The organism is Flectobacillus major DSM 103 (assembly GCF_000427405.1).
In the GTDB taxonomy this organism is placed as follows: Bacteria; Bacteroidota; Bacteroidia; order Cytophagales; family Spirosomataceae; genus Flectobacillus; species Flectobacillus major.
This window is the reverse complement of record NZ_KE386491.1, coordinates 2,338,420-2,359,750: the sequence shown is the minus strand read 5'-3', so window position 1 is coordinate 2,359,750 and position 21,331 is coordinate 2,338,420. Positions and strand designations below refer to the sequence as shown.

The following is a 21,331-nucleotide window of genomic DNA, read 5'->3' as shown; positions in this document are numbered from 1 at the left end:
AAACACAGAAATAGGGTAATCGAAAAGTGATTACCCTATTCAAATTAAGAAACATATTCGGTGTTTTTGTAATAGAATAGATTTATTTTGAAGGTTGTACCCGTGATTCTTTTTGTTGTAAAAGCAAAGCCTTAATATCGGCTAATTCACTTTTGAGGCTAGCCATTTGTTGTTCATTTTTTTCAAGGCTAGCCAAGCGTTTTTTGAGTATATCATTTTCTGTTTGTAAATCCTTCGTTCGCTTCTCTAAAGCTTGAATAGCGATTAGATTAATCCCATCGAAGTCGGCCGAGCCAATACTGGTATTATCACCAATTGTACCGTATTTATCTTTTCCAAATGCAGCAAAAAACTCCTGAGCCATAGGGCCATAATGTCGATTTTTCTCAGGATTTTGTCCTTTATAATTCCAACTTCCTACTTTTAGAAGAGCGATTTCTCTTAGCACATATTCTCCGTCAGTATAAACAAATTTTTCTTTACGTGTACTATCCGAAATAATCGACCAGCTATTAGCCCCTGCATTTAGCATAACACCTATGCTATTAAAAGAATCGGTAAACAGCCTATAGCCACCCCTAAATCTAGCAGAAAAGCTATTGTTTGTATTGGCGTATAGCCTAGAGCTATTGTTGTATGAGTCACCAATCACAAAACCTCCTTCTTTGTTATTACCGTCGACATTGCTACCCATAACCGTGCTGTAGTCGCCCGAAGCAGAAGAATAAAAACCCGAAGCAAAAGATGCAGTACTTGAAGCAAAGGTATTGCTACCCATCGCCGTACTATAAGCCCCTATTGCCAAGGTAAAACCTCCCGATGCAAAAGCTCCAGTATTAGTGGCGGCCGAATTGTAACCCATAGCAATACTATACGCCCCACTAGCCCGAGCGTACCCCCCTAAAGCCATACTACTAAAACCCGAAGAGGTACTGTAATAACCCGCTGCGAGTGAAGCCGTACTGGTGGCTGTTGTCGATGACCCCATTGCGGTGGTATAATAACCTCCCGCCTGAGTAGAAGAGCCAAAGGCTGTACTTGCCGAGCCTGAAGCCAGCGTGGTACTTCCAAATGCGGTACTAGCAAAACCAGAGGCTATTGTTTCAGAACCCATTGCAATACTATAATTACCAATAGCTTGCGTATATCCTCCAAAGGAAGTGGAATATTGGCCTAAAGCTATTGTGTATGCTCCAAGAGCAGTACTAGAATAACCAATAGCTTTAGTATAATAGCCAGCCGCAAAGGTGGCTGTGCTGGTAGCGGTAGTATTATAACCCAATGCAGTACTATACATACCTGTAGCGGAGGTATTATAGCCCAATGCAGTACTCGACATACCTGTAGCTTGACTTAAGTACCCTGTTGCCAATGCTGTTAGACCTGTAGATGTGGTATTGTAACCCAATGCCGTACTATACTCACCAGTGGCTCGTGTAGAGTACCCAGCAGCTAATGCGGCTGTATTTGTAGCAGCAGTGTTATAACCTAAAGCTGTACTATAGTTACCAGTGGCTTGTGTAGAGTATCCTGCGGCTAATGCGGCTGTGCTTGTGGCAGCAGTGTTATAACCTAAAGCTGTGCTATAGTTACCAAGGGCACGAGCTAAATGCCCTGCCGCAAAAGCAGTAGTACTGCTAGCAGTAGAGTTGTTACCCATTGCAACAGAATAATTGCCTAAAGCAGTATTGCTGGGCGAAAAAATAGAAGTTCCGTTAGTTAACCAAGGCTGGCTACCTCCTAGGTTTACCCATGTAGTGCCATTATAATACCAATGAGTATTGGTGGTGGTATTATAAACCCAAAGTCCTGCAGCAGGAGAGGTAATGCTGGTATGGTCGGCAACCTTAGGGACAAGAAAGCCTTTGGCATTGGAAGTAGTGGAGGCTTTGACTTCCAGCATAGCAGAGGCATGTGGAACAGAACCATCATTATTGATACTAACTTGGGCATGGATTGATAAACTCAAAAAAATGAGTAATACCAAAAGTAAAGGTTTATTCATGAGATTGGGCAAGATGTAAATGTGAAAAATTTAAAAACAATAAAACAATATTGAGTTGGATACTCCTTATATCCTAATCATACTTATTTTACGGTTCATAATACTTATTATTCGGTAAGGTGTTATTCGCTAATTAATTGATTATTAATTATATGTAGGATAATTGTTTCCTTTGAGCTATTGTAGTAGTTAGTTAGGAATAGTATAATGCCGAATAATAAAAATTACTTATTTTATTAGAAAATAATTAAGAATTATGGCTACATAATTAAAATAAATTATTGAGTATTGCAGTGTTAAACTAAGTGAGTTGTAGCCTCTATTTGATGGAGGTGTTTTATACTATATGCTAAACTTGTAATACCATGGAAAAACCATTAACTGATGGCGTTGTTGTAAATAGAAAAACAAAACAATTGATTTTACCTCAAGATGTAATTTGGATGGAAGGGGCTATTAACTATACTTATATGTATCTCAAAAATGGGAAACGCCTTTTGCTATGCCAAACGCTTAAATCATTAACCAATCAGTTTGCTGAATATGGATTTGTACGAGTGCATCGGAAGGTGCTACTCAACAGAAGTTATATCAAAGAGTTTAATCGTTGTAGCTTGAGTTTTATTTTAACCAACGGGCAAGAGATTGAGGTTTCTCGAAGACGCTTATTGTATTTGAAGTATAATGAAGGACTGGAGTAAGTACTAAAGAGCTATTGCTCTTTAGGGGTAGAGCTATACAAGAGTTCAGTAAGAGTGCCAAATTGTAAGTGCAAAGGTTTAATAACTGATTATTAAAATAGAAAGTATTGCCTAAATTTACACTCTTACCTATAATAAACTACTTGTATGAAGAACTGAGTATTATCGCTTTAAAAAACTACCGTCCCATCCATCCTCCATCTACAACCAAGGTTGTTCCATGAACATAGGCTGCTGCTTCTGAAGCCAAAAATACGGTAGCTCCTTTAAAATCGTCGGTATTTCCCCAACGACCTGCAGGTATTCTGCTCAGAATAGATTGGCTTCTCTCGGGGTCATTACGGAGGGCATCGGTGTTGTCGGTAGCAATATACCCAGGCACAATAGCATTTACATTGATACCCTTTCCTGCCCATTCGTTGGCCAAAGCCTTGGTAAGGCTACCAATAGCCCCTTTACTAGCGGCATAGCTAGGTACATTGATACCCCCTTGAAATGTTAATAATGATGCTGTAAAAATTATTTTCCCCGAACCACGTTCTAGCATCAATTTTCCCAACTCACGGCTCAATACAAATTGTGAATTAAGGTTTACCTCCATAATTTCATCCCAGTATTCGTCGGGATGTTCGGCGGCGGGTTTTCTTAAAATAGTACCCGCATTATTGACCAAAATATCGACTACTGGAAAATCAGTCTTTACTTGTTCTATGAAAGCGTACAACGAAGTTCGGTTGCTAAAATCGGCTTGATAAGCCTTGAACCCTTTGCCGAGTGCTACAATTTCTTTTTCTATTTCGCTACCTTCTAGCTCTAAGCTGGCCGATACTCCAATAATATCTGCACCCGCTTCGGCTAAAGCAATAGCCATAGCCTTACCAATTCCTTTTTTACAACCTGTAACTAATGCCGTTTTGCCTGACAAATCAAATAATTGAAGTGTTCTCATAAATCTTTAAATAGTTATATTTTAATGTTACCTTGAAGACATGCTTCCATAAGTAAACCCCTACCAAATATGAAGTATTTTACTTGATAATTGAATTTGAAAGATATTTTAGGAAGAAGCAAGTTTTGTGACCTCATTCTTTTTGAAAATATTTTGCAAACGCTTGCGGTAACGATTGTGGTATTTTGCAGGAAATAATAACATTAACAACAATCGTCAAAAGTAAAAAAATACGTTTTGAGCAGATTATCGGGAAAGTACTATTTAACAAAAAAGCCATCCGAAGATGGCCATAGGTGTAATACTATTTTGAGTACCAATTATATTATGAATGGAATAACCCGAACGTAAAAGCGAACTACCTTCGATTACCCCATTCATAGACGTTGACAATCGTTATTTCAAGATAACAACTCCCGATGCAGGAAGCTCGACAGTATTATTTTTTAAGCTTTTTTGTTGAGGTGTTTGCGAAAAAATAAGAGTTTTGAATTTTCGCTCATTGGCTGGTAGCTCGATACTTTTGGCCGTGTTGGTCAAATTATGAATTACCAATACATCGCCAGATTTATGGGTACGAATAAACCCTAAAACACCTTCAGTTTTGATAGTACTTTCTTTGAGATTTGGTCTAATGACTTGACTCAAAGCAGGTTGTTTTTTTCGGAACGCAATAAGATTTTTGTAAACATGATAAATAGAATTCGGGTCTTTTTGCTGTTCGCTGAGTGGTTTAATGGTAGCATCGGTACTAAATGTGGGTTTCATCCAAGCAGTACGACTTTTGTCGTTTTCTTTGGTATTCCAGATAAAAGGTTCACGAAGGTTTTCATCTGGTTTTTGGCCCAACATACCAATTTCTTCACCATAATAAATGTATGGTTGTCCTGGTAGTGTTAGTAAAAGCTGTGCTGCTACTTTCATTTTGTTGATGTCGCCATTGACAACACTTCCAATACGAGTTTGGTCATGATTGTCGATAATTGTTGCGTCGATAAAGTCTGGATTTTGGCTTCCAAAAGCTTTATAGTCGGCAAGAATTTTTTGTATAAGGTTGTCGTCTTTCTGATTATTGACTATTTTTTGAATAGCAAAACCTTCATCCATGTGGAAATTGGCGGGTAATCCTTTAAAATACGGTGCTACCTTATCGGCAGATGTCCATACCTCACCCACAATATACACATCGGGCTTGATAGCGGTCATTTTTTGACGGAACTCTTGCCAAAAAGCATGACATTTTTCAGCTTCCCAATCTGGGTAAATATGTTTGGCTGCATCCAAACGGAAACCGTCGACACCCACTTCTTTTAGCCAAAACTTAGCAATATCATAAATTTCCTTTCTCAGCTTTGGGTTGTCGTAGTTGAGGTCGGGCATACCTCCCCAAAACAACGCATAATATTTTTCAGAATCACCCTGATTGGCAAAGTGCCAAGGGTTGATTTCCCACGAATCGCCTGTTTTTTCACGAGTAGCAATACCCATTGAGTCGATTTTTTGTGGTGAAAGCCATACATAATAACCACGGTAAGGATTATCTTTTCCTTTTTTAGCTTCCAAAAACCAAGGGTGTTTGTCACTAGTATGATTGATTACAAAGTCTTTGATGATTCTGATATTACGTTTGTGAGCTTCAGAGATCAATCTTTTGTAGTCGGCCATCGTACCAAAATCGGGGTCTATTTCCTTGTAGTCTACAACATCGTATTTGTGGTAAGACGGCGACTTGTTCACGGGTGTAAGCCAAAGGGCATCTACTCCTAAAGACTTGAGGTAGTCTAATTTGGCTGTAATTCCATTAATATCGCCGATGCCATCGCCATTGGAGTCGGCAAAAGAACGTACAAAAATCTCGTAACAGACCTCTGGCGTTTTCTTTTGGGCTTGTACATTGATAAAAGACAATGTAAAAACAAGTAAGAGGAGTTTTTTCATGACGTAAGATATTGAAAATTAATGTATCCCGAATTTACTTGTAGTTCTACAAGCAAGTTCGGGATAAGAAATTTATCAAGTGAATTAAAAGTTATCGTCCCATTGTTTTGAATTTTAGCTAGAGGACAAGTTGCAATATTGATACAGGAGCGTTTTAAGCTTACAAACAGACAAATTGATTTGCCAGTTTGTAAGCTTAAACAGCATTAATATCTTATGGTTTTACGGTTTCGATAGCGTATTTCAAATTTTTGAAATCAACCGTAATGTTATAATTACCAGCAGCTACAGTAATATCGTCGCCACCAATAACAAGTGTACCAGCACGACCACCGTAGTTGATACCCCAGTCGTTATTTTGACGAATTTTAATAGCACCATCTTTTAAAGAAGTGGTGGCTTTCCAAGTATCTGTAGTTGGGTCGTAAATTAAAGGCGTATCTGGGCCATTCCAACCGTTGGGAGCAGCACTTCCTACTATTCCCCAAGAGAATTTTTCAATTGTATAAGTTAATGACGCAGCATTGAAAGTCACTTTGTAAGTACCAGCTGTTACGACAATATTACTTCCACCAGCTTCCAATGTACCATTTGCACCATCATCGCCATAGTTAAGATCCCATTTGTTGTCTTTACGGATTTTGATTTCGCCATTGGCTAAGGTTACATAAGCTACAAAAATATCGGCTTTATCGGTTTTGTAGAAAGGCATATCTGGGCCATTCCAGCCATTGGTTGTAGCACTACCTACCAATCCCCAAGGCGAACTCAAATCAAGTTTGTCTAAATAAGGAGTAGCTTTGAACGACATAGTAGAAGACGTAAAGGCTGTCGTAGATGTATTATCGCCAAGGTTAGCCTTTACACGTACATCCAAGTCGCTAGCTGAACCAGCGGCTAAGCCCAAACTAAGTAAAATAGCATTAAGTTCGGCTACTTTAAAGGTTTTGGTCAAAAGCGTATTGGTCAATACCGAAACAGGTGTAATAAAATTACCACCTTTTTTATCTAGTAAAATAGAATATGAAGCTGGAGCGTCGAAACCATAGTTGGGTTTGGCCCACGAAATGGTTAGGGCATCTTTATCTGCATTTTCTTTGGTCAAAACAAGAGTACTTGCCGATAGCTGAACTACAGGAGCAGAGCCAGAGGCATTGAGAATAGCTTTTTCTTCTTCTTTTTCACAAGAAGTGAGTACAAAGAATGACGCTAGTACAAGTAAATATGTATGAAATATCTTTTTCATTTTCAAATCATTTTTCGGTTGAAAATTCTACTAATTTATGGCTATAAACGTAGCTTTTAGGCTATTCAATAGAACCTCCTAAAAGCTACAATAGATATTAGTAGTTGGCGTTTTGTTTAAGATTTGGGTTAGCCGTAAGGTCGGTAGATGGAATAGGGAATATTTTCAAATAATCACCTACAGCACGACCGTCTTTTATGCCACCCTTCCAAGGCCAAACATAATTAGCCGAAGTAAATTTGTTATAGCGAATGAGGTCGGTACGGCGTGTGCCTTCCCAGAATAACTCACGGGCACGTTCGTCCAAAATAAAGTCGGTAGTCAGTTGCGACGCTGTAATATTACCTGTTGTACTGCCATACGAGCGAGTACGAAGGGCATTTACGTACTGTAAAGCCAAAGCACGGTCGCCAGCTCCACGAGTAGCCGCTTCTGCATAAATCAAATAAGCGTCGGCCAAACGGAACATTGGGAAGTCTGTATCTGGATGAACAATGTCAGAGCCTTGTGAGCCAGTCGATGTAATATTTTTGAATTTACTGACAGCATAGCCATTCGAGAACTGTGTCAAATCTTCGATTTCAAGCTTTTGTCCATCGGTATAAAACATGGCACGAGTATCTGTTTTGCCACTTGGGTCGGCAAAAAGGTTGACCAAAGCTTTGGTTGTACGCAAACCGCCCCAGCCGCCATCGATACCAAAGGCAGAAGCCGACATCGAGCCTCCAACGGCAGCATGAATAAGGAAAGTCATACCTCCCCATGTTTTGGTATGAATACCGTCGAATGCAACAGGGAAAATGATTTCTTTAGACTTGTTATTATCAGCTTTGAAGATATTATCATATTTGGTTTCTAGTGAATACCCCGCATCTATCACTTTTTTGGCATAAGTAGCAGCGTCGGCGTATTTGTTACCAACACCATTGGCTTCGGCATTGAGGTATAGTTTGGCCAAAAGCATCCATGCTGCGGCTTTATCGGCACGAGCATACTCATTTTGGCGGGCATCTACCAACTCAGGTTCGATAGCCTTTAGTTCCGTTTCGATATATGCAAACAAAGCACTGGCGTTGGTTTGCTTAGGCAACGTAGAGCCAATAGCGTCGTTTTCGGTAACAAAAGGAACATTTCCACCAAATAAATCAAGAGCGTGCCAGTAGCTTAAAGCACGCAAAAAACGAGCTTCGTTACGCAAATGCTTGGTTTCGGTTAGGGCTGCTCCTGTAATACCACGGCTGCTTAGTTTGGCATCGCTAGCTTCACGAATATACTCGTTACAAGCGGCAATCTGATAGAAAATACGGTTGTAAAGGCCACGTACAAAAGGGTTGTTTGACGACCACTGCATGGTATTCATTTCGGGCAAACCTGCATCGCCCCAAGCAATCACAGCCTCGTCGGTTGGAAGCTCCTGCAATGACCAATATTGACGTAAATAGCTAGAAAAACCTTCGTCGATACCGCCTAAATCAGGTTTTCCAGCTGGGCCTTCTTGACCAGTTAGGGCTAAGCCTGCATATAATTTGGCGGCGGCCTGCTTGTAAGCTGTAGGGCTATTATAAACCGTAGCAGAAGTAACTTCAATAAAAGGTGTTCTGTCTAAGTCGCTTACACAAGAGCTTGTCCATAAGCCGACAGCTAAACCTCCTAGAATTGCTATGTTTTTAAAATATCTTGTTTTCATCTGAAATTCAGTAATTAAATGTTGATTGATTCGCTTTGAAAGGAAGAAGCATAAACAACTTTTCAAAAGCTCGTAACCATGAAATGTTTATCCGTTAATCCAGTATCTGAAGTAAGTAATAAAAGTAAATGAGGTAGCTATAAAGTAAATTCAAGAAAATACAAATGTTTGAGTGTATCATCCTGATTAGCAACCCTTAATCACTAACTCACTCCTTAGAAACCGATATTCAAGCCTAATGAATAGGTACGTGGCACAGGATAAACGTTGTTGTCGATACCACCAGAAACTTCTGGGTTTAGACCTGAGTATTTTGTTACAGTAAATACATTTTGGGCTGTGGCATTCAAACGCATGTTGATTTTGTTACCCATTACATTTTTGAAAGTATAACCCAACGTGATATTTTCCATTCTCAAAAACGAAGCATTCTCAATATAGTAATCAGAGAATAATTGTGATTTGGCAAATTGCGTTTCGTAAACATTAGGATTGATATTGGCAACGTATCCGTTTGAGCCAGAGAAGTTGATATATGCACCATTCGACGACTTGATGTTGTTGTACACATAATTGCCAATGTTGCTTCTCAGTACAAAACCTAAGCTCCAATTGTCGTATGACATCTGCGAGTTGAAGCCCAAAAATACTTTTGGTGCGGGTGATTTGTAGCGATATTGGTCGTCTACATTTGAAACACCATCGGCTTTGTTGTCAACATAAACACCTTCAACTGGCTTGCCATTGGCATCATACACTTGTTTTAATACGTAAAACGAATAAGCAGGATAGCCCACCGAGTGGATTTGAACGGTACTACCTACACCACCCGAAATACCACCAACTAATACACCTTGGTAAGTTGGGTCGCTATTGTTGGTCAATTTCGTGATTTTGTTTTCGTTATAAGTAGCGTTAAAGGCTACATTCCAATCAAATTTGTCGGTATGAATAGGGTTGTAGTTCAACATTAATTCAACCCCTTGGTTTTCCATTGAACCAACGTTGGTCAACAACTGGTTGGTAAGGTTTGTACCTACAGCTACAGGAATTACATTCAAAAGATTGGTTGTATTTTTGAAGTAATAGTCGATACTACCCGATAATCTGGCTTTTTTGAAAGCAAAATCAATACCTGCGTTGGTAGTGGCTGTTTGTTCCCATTTAATATTGGCATCATATCCTTCAGCACGAAGCGTAGTATAGAAAGTGTTACCTAATTGGTATTGGGCGTTGTCTAAACTGGCTGTGTAACGAGGCAAATAAGCGAAGTTTTGACCAATATCTTGTTGACCAGTAATACCATAACCAGCACGGATCTTTAATTCTGAAATAGTATTAGAGTTTTTCAAGAAATCCATCTCGTTGAGTTTCCAAGCCAATGCTGCTGATGGGAATGTCCCCCAACGATTGTCTTTGCTAAAGCGTGACGAACCATCTTGACGAACAGTAACCGTTAACAAATACTTTTGGTCGAAAGTATAATTCAAACGGCCAAAAAACGAAACCAAAGTATTTTGCGTTTTGTATGGGCTGTCAGTCAGTACAGTTGAGCCTTCGGCATTAGTTCTGAGGTTGGTTGATTCGGTCAAGAAATCTTGGTATTCATAACCAGCCATTACATCTACACGACTTTTGAGGGCTGTGAGGTCTTTGGCATAGTTCAAATAGAAGTCGAATAACTTGTTGGTTTTGTTTTGTGTATATACCGTTTTTTCGCCAGCAGTACTATAATTTACAGCTGCAAAAGCAGGTACTAATTTTGTTCCATCACTTTTACTAATATCATAACCTACGTTCATATTGGCACGAAGTTCTGGTAAGAAATGGAACTTGTAGTCCAATTGAATATTACCAATACTGCGTTGAACAGTACTTTTATCGCTAGTAAGGTTCAGCAAACCAAGAGGGTTGCGAGGAGCAATCGTATTGGGTTTGCCATCGGCATTGAGCCATTCCCAATAGCCACCATAATTATTATTTCCTGAATATACTGGCTGAGTTGGGTCAAAGGCCAATGCCGCTCCAATAGCACCTGTATTCGCAAAAGTATTATCGACACTCGACCCTTTCAAGTTTACATCAACTTTTAAGTGATTGTTCAAGAAAGTTGGGCTAACACCAATAGATGCCGAAGTACGCCCCATGTTAGAGGTTTTTAGAATACCATTTTGGTCGGTATAGCCTACCGAAACACGGAAAGGTACATTTTGCAAAGAACCTGTAACGCTCAAGTTGTTGTCGGTACTAATGGCTGTACGGTAAATTTGTTTTTGCCAATCGGTATTGGCTGTACCCAACACAGCTTTTTGAGCAGTCGTTCCTTTTTCATTAATCAAAGTACGAAACTCGTCGGCCGACAATACATTGATATAGCCTGTACTTTGTGCTGCCGAAGCCTGCGAGCTAAAGTTCACTTTCAACGCACTTCCTTTTGCTCCTTTTTTGGTAGTAATCAAAATAACACCATTAGAAGCCCTAGACCCATAAATAGCCGTTGCCGAAGCATCTTTTAGGATATTCATCGACTCAATATCGTTGGGGTTAATCATACTCAAGGCACTCGGCGAACCTGTAATACCCGAGTTGTCCAAAGGAACACCATCAATCACGATAAGGGGGTCGTTGTTGGCATTTAAAGATGCACCACCACGAATACGAATGGTACTTCCTGCACCTGGAGCTCCACCATTAGAGGTAATTTGAACCCCTGCTACTTTACCTACTACCAGTTGGTCGGGCGAAGCAATATTCCCTTTGTTGAAGTCTTCCGAGTTGATAGCTGCTACCGAACCTGTCAAATCTTTCTTTTTCTGAGAACCATAACCAATAACAACTACTTCGTTGAGTGTTTTGACATCGTCTTCCAACGCTACATCAATCACACTTTGATTACCTACTGTAATTTCTTGGCTAGCTTTTCCGATAAAACTAAATACCAATATGGCGTTGCTCGGTACACTTAGTTGAAACTTGCCATCTACATTGGTTTGCATTCCTTTGTTTGTACCTTTTACTTGTACGGTTACGCCTGGAAGTCCCGAACCATCTTTAGCGTCTTTTACCGTTCCTGAAACATTGTTTTGAGCAAAAACCGAAATACTTGCCCAACTAAATAACATCAAAAGTAGAAGTTTTCTCCCGAACGAAAACTTACCTACCGAACGAGAATAATTAGATTCTTCTCTGTAGTTCTGTTTTATCATAAATTGAAACTGGTTAATGGATTATTGGTTTAAAATATAATTGGAATTGTCTTGAGTTTTTGGAAAAATCTAAGCTTAGAAAGAGATATGTCGTTGATAATTGTAGGTAATTGGGGTACACCAAAATACGAGATGAGCTTTGTAATAATATCATGAAAATACCAAGAAGAATACACCACCGAGAGAACGCTGTGGGCTTGTCGTGTTGATTGCATCAAGTAGAAAGATGTGTCATTCTGTGTGGTTAGAATAGCACATTTCAGCAATAGTTTCTTTATCATAATTGGTACTTACATAGCCCACTTTCCGAAGAAAGTAAGTCTTTTTAGTTTTGGTATATTGTTCTTTCTAGGATTTTATGTTCAGAAACATAAAATAAAGGATTAGAAAGTTTTAAATATTTCTTACAAAAGTACTATGCCAAACTAGCTGTGTCGTTCCACTTTCCTAAATCTGCATTATTTTTAGAAAAACTTGTAATGTGTTTTTATTGTATTGATTTTCAGTGTTATATCTATGTCATTAGCTATGCCACTTTATAAAATGGCACTTATTTTTTGGTGAAACAGTACTAAATAAAGGTGAAATTGTATCTGATTAGGAGGTAGGGGAGGTTATAAAATAGGCAGGGGAAATGCCATATTATTACGCTTGTCGATCCTAGATACTGGCAAAGGGAAATAGGATATTCATTAACACTTTTATGGACAGTACTCAGAGGTGAGAGATGGTTGCCCGAAAACTCTTTGACAAGGTTTTGAAAAACGCAGAGTCAAAAAGTTTTCAGGCACAAAAACCGATGTTATTAGTTGCTATTGGGGAGCTTGCAATCAACAAGACTTAATCCTCTTCTCGCGAGTCGAAGAAATATTCACGAGGGGTTTGTTGGGTCATTTTTTTGAAGGCACGGTTAAAGGCAGTTTTAGAATTAAAGCCTACCTCGAAGGCAATCGCCAACATGGTATATTGTCTGTTTTTGGGGTCGTCAAAACGAATCTTAAATTCTTCAATCCGATAAGAATTAATAAAGTCGAAGAAGTTTTTTTGGTAAGCTTCATTGATTACTTTTGAAAGCAAATGAGGCGATATTTTTAACATGGTAGCCAGTTCATTGAGCGTCAGTCCTACATTGGTATAAGGCTTGTGTTGGGTCATGTACACATCTATTTTCTCTTTCCACATCAATACCATTTGCTCATGATTCGCATCTTTTTCGGGTTCGTTGATAGTAGGAGTAATAGGCTCTATTTCCTGAATATGATCCGATTCGAGGGGGGCTTTTGTCTCTGTCAGAGGTTTATTGCCCAAATGCGGAATCTTAAATATTTCGGGCTGATGAATCGCAAAATATCCAAGAAAATAAGGAATAGCCGAAAATGCTAGCCAAATAATATCAATACTCTTGTCGGCAATTAGGGTGGTGTTCCAGCCCAAAATATTATTGGTAAAAATTAATACACCCGTAAATGCCCATAAAGCCAAACAAACTGCCTGAATCAGCAGTACAGTAGTGAGGTATTCGGTATTTTGTTCTTTAGATGCCTGAGTGGGGTATTGCTGGTTGTAGGTTTGTACCGACCGCCAGTTGATAAGCCAATAATAAATATTTACCCCCCAAGAGATAATCCCTAATGCCAACGATAAATAATGCAAATCGGGTTCTTTGTTGAGTAATTTTAGCAAAAACTCCTTTGAATTAATAAGCAAAAAGGGAAGATACGCCACAATTTGTGCCATTGGCAAAATAAAATGTATCCACCACCTTGCAGGTAATTTGGGCGTTTTGAAAAGTAGTTTTTGTAAATAAAAATAAAACAAGGGAGCATACAAAAACAAAGCTAAATCAGGGAAAAGCAGTAGTTTGCTATATTGCTCGGCAATAACTCTATAACCTGTTAAAGTTTTCATTATCAGGACAAAAGAGGTAAAAGCAATAGATAATACCAACCACTGATTAGCCTTGCGATTGTAGTCTTGCATGGTCGGAATCGCAATAATCAATAGTAGTCCCTGAAAAGCAGAAAATAACAACAGAAGGTCATAAATAGAAAAGAAATTGAATGTCCCTGCAAGGTCTTCCCAACTTTCTACATCAATCGGGATTTCTTCAAGGTTAAAATCTGCCTTTCTAAAAAGAACCCTATTGGGTTTGGCTTTTCCATTTTCTTGTCCCTCTACTGTCGACCAGTCGCCTCGTGTAAATTTGTATTCAATGCGTTCTAAATCGGTAGATACAGCTACCCTAAATGTTCCGTCAAACTGTTTTTGTAGTCGGTAGCTTTCATTGCCGGGGTCCCAGTTATTAAAATTTCCTGTAATATAAATACTGGCATCTTTTGGCGTGTTGAGAGGAACACTTTTGATATAAAAACGATACGTAGGGCGTGCCTCCCAGCCTTCAATCTGAGCTGTGACTAGTCGTGAATTGGGGGCTGTGGCTCGGTCATATATTCTGTTGCGTATCGAATGCCCTTGGCCATTGCCTTCTACGAGAGTCCAATAGCCTTGCGTAAACTTGTATTCAAAATAGCTTAATGTATCGGGCAATTCGATAAAATACTTCCCACTGGTACTTTTCTGTAACCTATAGTTAGGGTCGCCTGGCGACCAATTGTTGAAACTACAAGCAATAAACAAGGGAGGAGGACTCTGTTGGTTTTTTAGGGGCAATTGTACTTCAATTCTAATTTGGGCTTGTAGCATAAACCCCGTTAGCAATAATATATAGATATATAGATTTTGTAGCTTATTCATAAATAATTATCAAGAATGCAAAGTAGGTAATGTCAACTTACCTATTGCTATAGGAGTTACTACATTAAAATTGTATTCGTTTTTAAGTTTGTTTGTTCCAATTTCCCAAATATTGCAATAGACATTCAATCCTTTTCTTATTTAGTACGTTGGTCGATGGTTGTTTGTATAACTAAAGCATTTAACGCTAAGTTCTCAAGAAATAGCATTTTAGGTGTTATTTTTTCAATGCTATTCAGTAAATTGTTACACTTTTGGGGGCTCTTATCACAAGCCTATATTAAAAATAATAAGCCAATACAAAGCTTTACTTTGCCCTAGCTATCATACAAAAGTAAACATTGAAGCTGTTTAAACTTTTGTAATACAAGAATAAATTCGCCAATTAATAGGAAAATGCTCATTGAGGATGTTCAAGACATTGCTAAAAATAGCGTTTCAAATTTATAATAAAGAAAATAGTCTGGCCGAAAAGCCTAGTAATAACAAAAAAAGGATTAAATTTTTGACTGCCGAATCATAAAACAAATTGTCCTACTTCTAATCACTTTGTGTTATGCCCGTTCACAGAGTATGCCAATACAATTACTTAAAAGGGCTAAACGTTATTGACAAAACTTTTTAAAAGAGAACTGAAATGAAAGAAAATCAGGTATTTGAGCTTGGGCAAAACAAAAGACTTCTTGGGATTTTGATGGTAATTCCGATGGTATTGCTTGTGCCTTTTACAGCAATGCAATTTACGAATGAAGTAAATTGGACATTATTCGATTTTGTTGTGGCAGGGGTTTTACTACTAAGCGTAGGACTGGCTCTTGAACTTGTTTTGAGAAAAGTAAAAACTATCAAACTCAGAATGATGATTGGATTAGCGTTATTAGTAGCCTTTTTGCTTGTTTGGGCAGAACTTGCCGTTGGTATTTTCGGGTCACCGTTTGCGGGGAATTAGTATTTTTGACCATATTTTGCCAATGAGTCATCTCAAATTTAAGAGCTAAGCTGTTTGAGTTTTTCCTATTAGCTTGCTAATTAATCTATTAGCTAATAGGAAAAACACAGTTTATTATCGTGATTTTTAAGATGCAAAGATTCTACAAATAGAAAAAAAGCAAAAGTATCAATAGCATTATGTCTATTCTGAGGCTAAGGGTTACCTATTTTGCATTTATTTCAAAAATATACGTTCCTGATTCTAACGGAATTGTAGGGTTTAAAACAGCTTTTTTGTTTTGTAAAATAGTTTTTCCTTGCTCAGAAGGTAATTGTAAGGTTGCTTTTGAGTTGGCAGGAATCGTAACAGTGTATGTGATTTTTCCTTGTTCTTTTTGCCAAGAAGAAATAATTTGACCCGTAGGAGCATTAAATTTGGCTTCAAACTGATTGAGTCCTTCTACAAAATGTGGTTCGAGCAAAATATGTTTGAACCCTGCTTGACTAGGGTCAGGTTTGATACCAGCAATACCCTTGTAAAGCCATCCTCCAATTTCGCCAAACATGATATGATTCATCGAAATGTCTGATTTGGCATCAATAGGCCAGTTTTCGTACAAAGTAGTAGCCCCGTTGACAATCCACCAGCCCCACGAAGGGTAGCTTTCTTGTGAAGCTACTTTATAAGCCAAATCGGCGTATCCGTTTTCGCTTAGAGCATTCAAAATAGCTTTTGTTCCCAACAATCCAACGTCTAAGTGATTTCCATCGGCCTCTACTCGTTTTGCTAGATTTTGGGCTACTTTACTTTTGAAGGTATCTGGTACTAAACCCCAATATAAGGGTACACTCAGTTCTGTTTGAACGCCTTGTCCATAAATTCCCGTTGCCTCATTAAGATATTTTTGGTTAAAGGTATTTTTGATTTTATCAGCAAGTTGTGAGTATTTGATAAAATCATCTTTTTTACCCAAAAGTTGAGCCGTTTTGGCTAAAATTTGGGTATCTACAAAATAATAAGCCGACGAAGTAAGTTCTACTGGCGTTTTAGACTTGACAGGAACCCAATCGCCAAGACCCCAAGTAGTTAGGCCGTTGGGACTAATATCGGTAATATGGTCAACATAGCGTTTAATATTGTCGTAGTTATCGACAAGGAGTTTTTTATCACCATAAAACAAATAGATATTCCAAGGGATAATAGCAATTGTACTTGTCCAGTCGGGGCCGTTACCCCATTCGTAGCCCCAGCCACCAGTAGGAATAATAGACGGCAAAACGCCATTGGGTTGTTGTTCGTCTCGGTGGTCGGCTAGCCATTTTTCATAAATTGTAATACCATCAAAATTATAAAGTCCTGTTTCGATAGCAATATGGGCATCGCCTGTCCAGCCGTTTTTTTCACGTTGTGGGCAGTCGGTTGGGTATCCAAAAAGGTTGGACAAATAAGAATTGTTGGTAGCTTCCCAGATTTTATTAAGGGTTGGATTAGAAGACGATATTTGTCCAAGAGCAGGTACATCGCTGTGCATAAAATAGCCTTTCAAGCTCTCTTGGGTGAGTTCAATAGGCTGAGAGCTACTTACTTCTACGTATTGAAAGCCCTTATAGTTGAATTTTGGCATAAACGATTCCTCGCCTTTTCCACGCAAAATAAAAATATCAGTTTGAAAAGGGTCGCTATCATCTTGGGGGCGGTAATGTACATCAATATTGGACTGGTCGACATGGCCATTATCATAAATTCTTTCGGCGTGCTTGAGCCTAATAATAGTACCTTCAGCTCCTTTAACCGTGATTTTGCTAACGCCCGATATGTTTCGGCCAAGGTCAAAAACATAATTTTTATTATTGAATTGCTGTAGTTTTTTAGTAGCAATTTCCTCAACCGCTCTAATAGGGTGTAAAGCCTGAGCCATAATTTGAGTAGAAGGTGCTGCCCTAAAAATAACCTCTTTCCACAAACTATCATCAAAATTTGGCGTATTCCAGCCTATCGACTCTAGGCGGGCATCGCAGTGTTCGGCTGTATAAATACTATTAAAAATAATAGGACTTGGAGCGGTCTTCCAGTCTTTTCCCGACACAATAACCTCGGTAGTACCATCGCTGTATTGGATACGTAAGTCAAAGCAAAAGGTAGGTCGCCCACGCCAAGGAGCTTTGTCAAAATACCAAACTGCCGTAGACTGGTGGTTGTACCAGCCATTGCCCAAAAGTACTCCGATGGCGTTTTTGCCTTGCTGAATCAGCGAAGTTACATCATGAGTTACATACAAATTACGTCTATCAAAACGGGTGTACATAGGGTCGAGGCGATGATTGCTTACTTTTTGACCATTGATAGATAACTCGTACAAGCCTCCAACGGCAATATAAGCCCTTGCCGAAACTACTTTTTTGGTATTTTGAAAAGTTTTCCGAAAATACGGAGCTACTTTATTTTGACTATCTTGCGAGTCGCTAATCCATGCACCTTGCCAATTTTTGCTTTGCATCATTCCTGTTTCAAAACTGGCAATAGCACTTTGTACCCCGTTACTTCCCCAAATAGTAACTTTCCAGAAATATTTTGTGAAAGGAATAAGGTTTTTTCCTTGAAAAATTACCAATTGATCTTGCGATAATATTTTGGGACTTTGCCAGATATTACCAGGCCCCTTTAGTAAGGCCAGCGAATCGGTGCTTACACTAATCTGATAGGCTGTTTGTTTGGCCCCCGATTGTGATGCCTTTAATTGCCAAGAAAACCTAGGTTGTGTTGCATCTAACCCAATAGGAGCAACCAAATGCTCGCATTGCAGATTGACCACCTCAGCAAAGCCTGTCAAAGTCTGTAAATAAAAACTGCCAGCTAATAGGGTTTTGAGGAAAAAAGAAAAAGATTTCATAGAAAGAAGGGTAAGTTTATGGGGTAAATATAAGGTATTGCTGTATAACACCCGACTATATTACCAATATTAGCATGATAACACAGGTCATGGCCACCAAAATGAATAGAGTATTTTGATAAAAAAAGTAGATTAAGAAATATATTGCCGAAGTTTGAAAAATAGCTAATGGTTTTTACTCATTTTTAAGAGGAGATAGGCTCAAATACCTCAAAACAAGGCTTTATTTGTTAAATTTATGCGGGCAAACCCTATTTAGTACCCTAAATAACGGCGTGGTGTCTTCACTCTCAAAATTAACTATTCAATTTTCTATTCTAAAAATGTTCAATTTATCTAAAATTACCTCATCTTTTTCCAAACCTCTTCATTTGATAGGCTTGCTATTGCTTTCGCAAGGCATATTTGCCCAAAATCAATATGAATTAAATAGCGGTTGGAAATGTGCTCCTATCAAAAATATCAAAGAAAATGGGCAGGCTATTTCTAGCCCCAACTTTTCGCTGAATACTTGGAAACCTGCGGTTGTACCCGGTACGGTGCTTACAACTATGCTGGCCAACAAAGAAATACCAGACCCTTTTTATGGCTTGAATAACGAAAAAATCCCTGATATTTATCACATAGGGCGTGAGTATTATACTTATTGGTTTGTAAAAGATTTCAAAGAAACTTCAGCAGTCGAAGGGCAGACCATTTGGTTAAAATTTAGAGGTATCAACTACAGTTGCGATATTTATTTGAATGGTAAAAAGGTTAATGAAAAACCTTTTGAGGGAATGTTTCTTCGTCGGGCATTCAATATTACCAAATTGTTGGCAAAAGACGGCAACAATCGCCTTGCTGTAGTGGTATATCCGCCAACTACTGTTGGTAATCCGAATGGAGGACAAGGTGGCGATGGTACTATTGCCAAAAACGTATCTATTCAATATACTGCTGGCTGGGACTGGATTCGCCCAATTCGTGATAGAAATACAGGTATCTGGGACAAAGTATATATCGAAAAAACGGGAAAGGTTAACCTAAAAGACCCGCACATTATAACGCTTGTTCCTGAGAAAAGAACCCCCGAAGGTGTACAAAAACCAGCGATTATAAAAGCTACTGCCGACCTAGAAAATACTTCGGATAAAAAAATTGAAGGTACATTGGTTTATTCAATCGATGGCCAGAAGGTTTCGGCCCATGTAAGCCTAGCTCCGCATACCACAACCACAGTAGCTTTGTCGGACTATACACTGAAAAATCCAAAATTATGGTGGCCAGCAGGTTATGGAAAACAAGAGCTATATACTACCAAATTTGAGTTTTTTGAACAAGGAAAAGGACTTTCCGACCAAGAAACAGTAAAAGTTGGCGTACGTGAAATTCAGACCGATTGGAATAGTACAACACAAAGCCGTCAGGTATATGTCAATGGCCAAAAGGTGTTTATAAAGGGAGGTAACTGGATTATCTCGGATGCAATGTTACGTTTTTCGGATGAACGCTATGATGCCGAAATTAGATTTCATCGTGATATGAACCTCAATTTGATCAGGATCTGGGGCGGAGCATTGGTAGAGCGTCCAGAGTTTTATGAGGCCTGCGACCGCTATGGCTTATTGGTTTTTCAAGATTTTTGGATGTCAGGTGACTGCAATGGCCGTTGGATAGACCCGATGAAAAAAGAAGACCAATGGACACGTCGTCAGTACCCCGACAATCACCCATTATTCTTAGAGTCGGCTGCCGATATGATTAAAATGGTACGAAATCATGCGTCGTTGGCTATGTGGTGCGGAGGCAATGAAATTACACCTCCCGAAGATATTTTAGTACCACTCAGAGATGAAATTCTTCCAAAACTTGATGGAACTCGCTGGTTTGTAGATTATTCTAATTCCGATGCCATGTCGTACAATTCATTAGGTGGCAATGGTGATGGCCCTTATGGTATTCAGCCTCTAAAAGTTTTTTGGGAACAACGTACTTTTCCTTTCAACTCCGAAGTGGGTTCGGTAGGTACAGGCGACTATGAATCGTTGAGGCGTTTTATTCCAAAAGAAAACATGAAAGTTCCATACGCCGATGCTCAAACAAAACCCGATAGCGTATGGACATACCATACTTACACAGGCGTTGGCTACAACGATTTTATAGACCCTTATGGCAAACCAAAAGATATTAAAGATTTTGGGTTGAAGGCTCAGTTGGTCAATTACGACCAGTATCGGGGCTTAATTGAGGGCTTTAGTGCTCATATTTGGGATTGGTACACGGGTGTTATTATCTGGAAAACCCAAAACCCATGGACAGCTATGCGTGGCCAGATGTACGATTATTACCTCGACCCCAATGCCTGTTTGTATGGTTTAAGAAATGGTAGCGAATTGGTACATATTATGGCTAATCCAATAGATGGAATGCTCATGATGGTCAACAACGACTTCAAGGCTCATCGCAACTTGATGTTGGTGGCCAAAGCCTATAACATGAAAGGTGAAGAAAAGCTTATTACACAAGTATTTACTTATATAGAAGCAAGTTCTGTCAAGAAAATTTTATCTGTAAAAAATATTTTGGATGAAATGGGAGCAGAAGATGGGTCATTTTTATCGTTACAATTACTCGATGAAAAACAACAAGTGGTTAGTGATAATTTTTATTGGTATCCTAATAGCAAGGGCGTTTATGCTGGCTTGCAAAAGTTACCTACGGCCAATAAATTGACAATATCGGCCAAACAAATAGGTGTAGGAAAAATTCAAGTGACACTACGTAATCCAAGTAACAATCCTGTTGCATTTTTCAACCGAATTTCTCTGGTAGATGCCGCAACAAAAGAACGTATCTTGCCCGTTTTTTATGACAACAACTATATATCGGTAGTTGCTGGAGCTGAAAAAACGGTAATATTAGATTATAAGCCAACCCAAACCCAAACTCAGGTATCGGTAGAGGGCTGGAATTATCCTTTGCAATATATCGAAATCAGTAAATAATAGGGCTTCAAAAAAGCGTATCTCAATGCCCACAATG

Annotated in this window: 11 protein-coding genes; 3 read left to right on the top strand and 8 right to left on the bottom strand. The window is 38.9% G+C overall.

The features are described 5' to 3' along the window. Positions 1-82: 82 nt before the first annotated feature. The gene (locus FLEMA_RS76110; RefSeq protein WP_052354072.1) at positions 83-2,005 is read right to left on the bottom strand and encodes a phage tail-like protein; all 1,923 of its coding nucleotides are present in this window, start codon (positions 2,003-2,005) and stop codon (positions 83-85) included. A gap of 365 nt (positions 2,006-2,370) precedes the next feature. Here FLEMA_RS76110 and FLEMA_RS0114285 point away from each other — a divergent pair, with 365 nt between their 5' ends. Beyond that, positions 2,371-2,706 (top strand): LytR/AlgR family response regulator transcription factor, encoded by a 336-nt coding sequence (locus FLEMA_RS0114285; protein WP_026995645.1) that lies wholly within the window; start codon positions 2,371-2,373, stop codon positions 2,704-2,706. A 178-nt stretch (positions 2,707-2,884) separates the two neighbouring features. Here the strand turns inward: FLEMA_RS0114285 and FLEMA_RS68530 are convergent, their stop codons facing one another. From FLEMA_RS68530 to FLEMA_RS68505, 6 genes are all read right to left on the bottom strand, one after another. Next, positions 2,885-3,655, bottom strand: a complete 771-nt coding sequence (locus FLEMA_RS68530; RefSeq protein ID WP_044171375.1) for an SDR family oxidoreductase — start codon at positions 3,653-3,655, stop codon at positions 2,885-2,887. Between the two features lie 396 nt (positions 3,656-4,051). Further along, positions 4,052-5,593 carry an alpha-amylase family glycosyl hydrolase gene (locus tag FLEMA_RS68525; RefSeq protein ID WP_081681305.1) on the bottom strand — a complete coding sequence of 514 codons (1,542 nt, stop codon included), beginning with the start codon at positions 5,591-5,593 and terminating at the stop codon, positions 4,052-4,054. A 214-nt stretch (positions 5,594-5,807) separates the two neighbouring features. After that, entirely contained in the window at positions 5,808-6,839 is a 1,032-nt protein-coding gene (locus FLEMA_RS68520; RefSeq protein WP_044171373.1) for a SusE domain-containing protein, read from the bottom strand. 97 nt (positions 6,840-6,936) lie between these two features. Beyond that, complete coding sequence (locus FLEMA_RS68515; RefSeq protein ID WP_044171371.1) at positions 6,937-8,526, bottom strand: RagB/SusD family nutrient uptake outer membrane protein; 1,590 nt, start codon at positions 8,524-8,526, stop codon at positions 6,937-6,939. Between the two features lie 215 nt (positions 8,527-8,741). Further along, complete coding sequence (locus FLEMA_RS68510; RefSeq protein WP_052354071.1) at positions 8,742-11,732, bottom strand: SusC/RagA family TonB-linked outer membrane protein; 2,991 nt, start codon at positions 11,730-11,732, stop codon at positions 8,742-8,744. Between the two features lie 840 nt (positions 11,733-12,572). Next, on the bottom strand, positions 12,573-14,486 hold the full coding sequence (locus FLEMA_RS68505) for a helix-turn-helix domain-containing protein (protein WP_044171369.1): 1,914 nt from the start codon (positions 14,484-14,486) through the stop codon (positions 12,573-12,575). 637 nt (positions 14,487-15,123) lie between these two features. Here FLEMA_RS68505 and FLEMA_RS0113895 point away from each other — a divergent pair. Beyond that, a complete protein-coding gene (locus FLEMA_RS0113895; protein ID WP_026995626.1) occupies positions 15,124-15,435 on the top strand; it encodes a hypothetical protein in 312 nt (103 codons plus the stop codon). A 205-nt stretch (positions 15,436-15,640) separates the two neighbouring features. Here the strand turns inward: FLEMA_RS0113895 and FLEMA_RS68500 are convergent, their stop codons facing one another. Further along, positions 15,641-18,307, bottom strand: a complete 2,667-nt coding sequence (locus tag FLEMA_RS68500) for an alpha-L-rhamnosidase (protein ID WP_044171367.1) — start codon at positions 18,305-18,307, stop codon at positions 15,641-15,643. 323 nt (positions 18,308-18,630) lie between these two features. On the opposite strand from FLEMA_RS68500, the gene FLEMA_RS0113785 reads away from it, so the two are divergent. Beyond that, positions 18,631-21,294, top strand: coding sequence for a glycoside hydrolase family 2 protein (locus FLEMA_RS0113785; protein ID WP_044171365.1), 2,664 nt, complete (start codon positions 18,631-18,633; stop codon positions 21,292-21,294). Positions 21,295-21,331 lie beyond the last annotated feature (37 nt).

Bases quoted from the DNA above. Each gene is read 5' to 3' on its own strand.
- FLEMA_RS76110 (WP_052354072.1), bottom strand. From the start codon at position 2,005: ATGAATAAACCTTTACTTTTGGTATTACTCATTTTTTTGAGTTTATCA.
- FLEMA_RS0114285 (WP_026995645.1), top strand. From the start codon at position 2,371: ATGGAAAAACCATTAACTGATGGCGTTGTTGTAAATAGAAAAACAAAA.
- FLEMA_RS68530 (WP_044171375.1), bottom strand. From the start codon at position 3,655: ATGAGAACACTTCAATTATTTGATTTGTCAGGCAAAACGGCATTAGTT.
- FLEMA_RS68525 (WP_081681305.1), bottom strand. From the start codon at position 5,593: ATGAAAAAACTCCTCTTACTTGTTTTTACATTGTCTTTTATCAATGTA.
- FLEMA_RS68520 (WP_044171373.1), bottom strand. From the start codon at position 6,839: ATGAAAAAGATATTTCATACATATTTACTTGTACTAGCGTCATTCTTT.
- FLEMA_RS68515 (WP_044171371.1), bottom strand. From the start codon at position 8,526: ATGAAAACAAGATATTTTAAAAACATAGCAATTCTAGGAGGTTTAGCT.
- FLEMA_RS68510 (WP_052354071.1), bottom strand. From the start codon at position 11,732: ATGATAAAACAGAACTACAGAGAAGAATCTAATTATTCTCGTTCGGTA.
- FLEMA_RS68505 (WP_044171369.1), bottom strand. From the start codon at position 14,486: ATGAATAAGCTACAAAATCTATATATCTATATATTATTGCTAACGGGG.
- FLEMA_RS0113895 (WP_026995626.1), top strand. From the start codon at position 15,124: ATGAAAGAAAATCAGGTATTTGAGCTTGGGCAAAACAAAAGACTTCTT.
- FLEMA_RS68500 (WP_044171367.1), bottom strand. From the start codon at position 18,307: ATGAAATCTTTTTCTTTTTTCCTCAAAACCCTATTAGCTGGCAGTTTT.
- FLEMA_RS0113785 (WP_044171365.1), top strand. From the start codon at position 18,631: ATGTTCAATTTATCTAAAATTACCTCATCTTTTTCCAAACCTCTTCAT.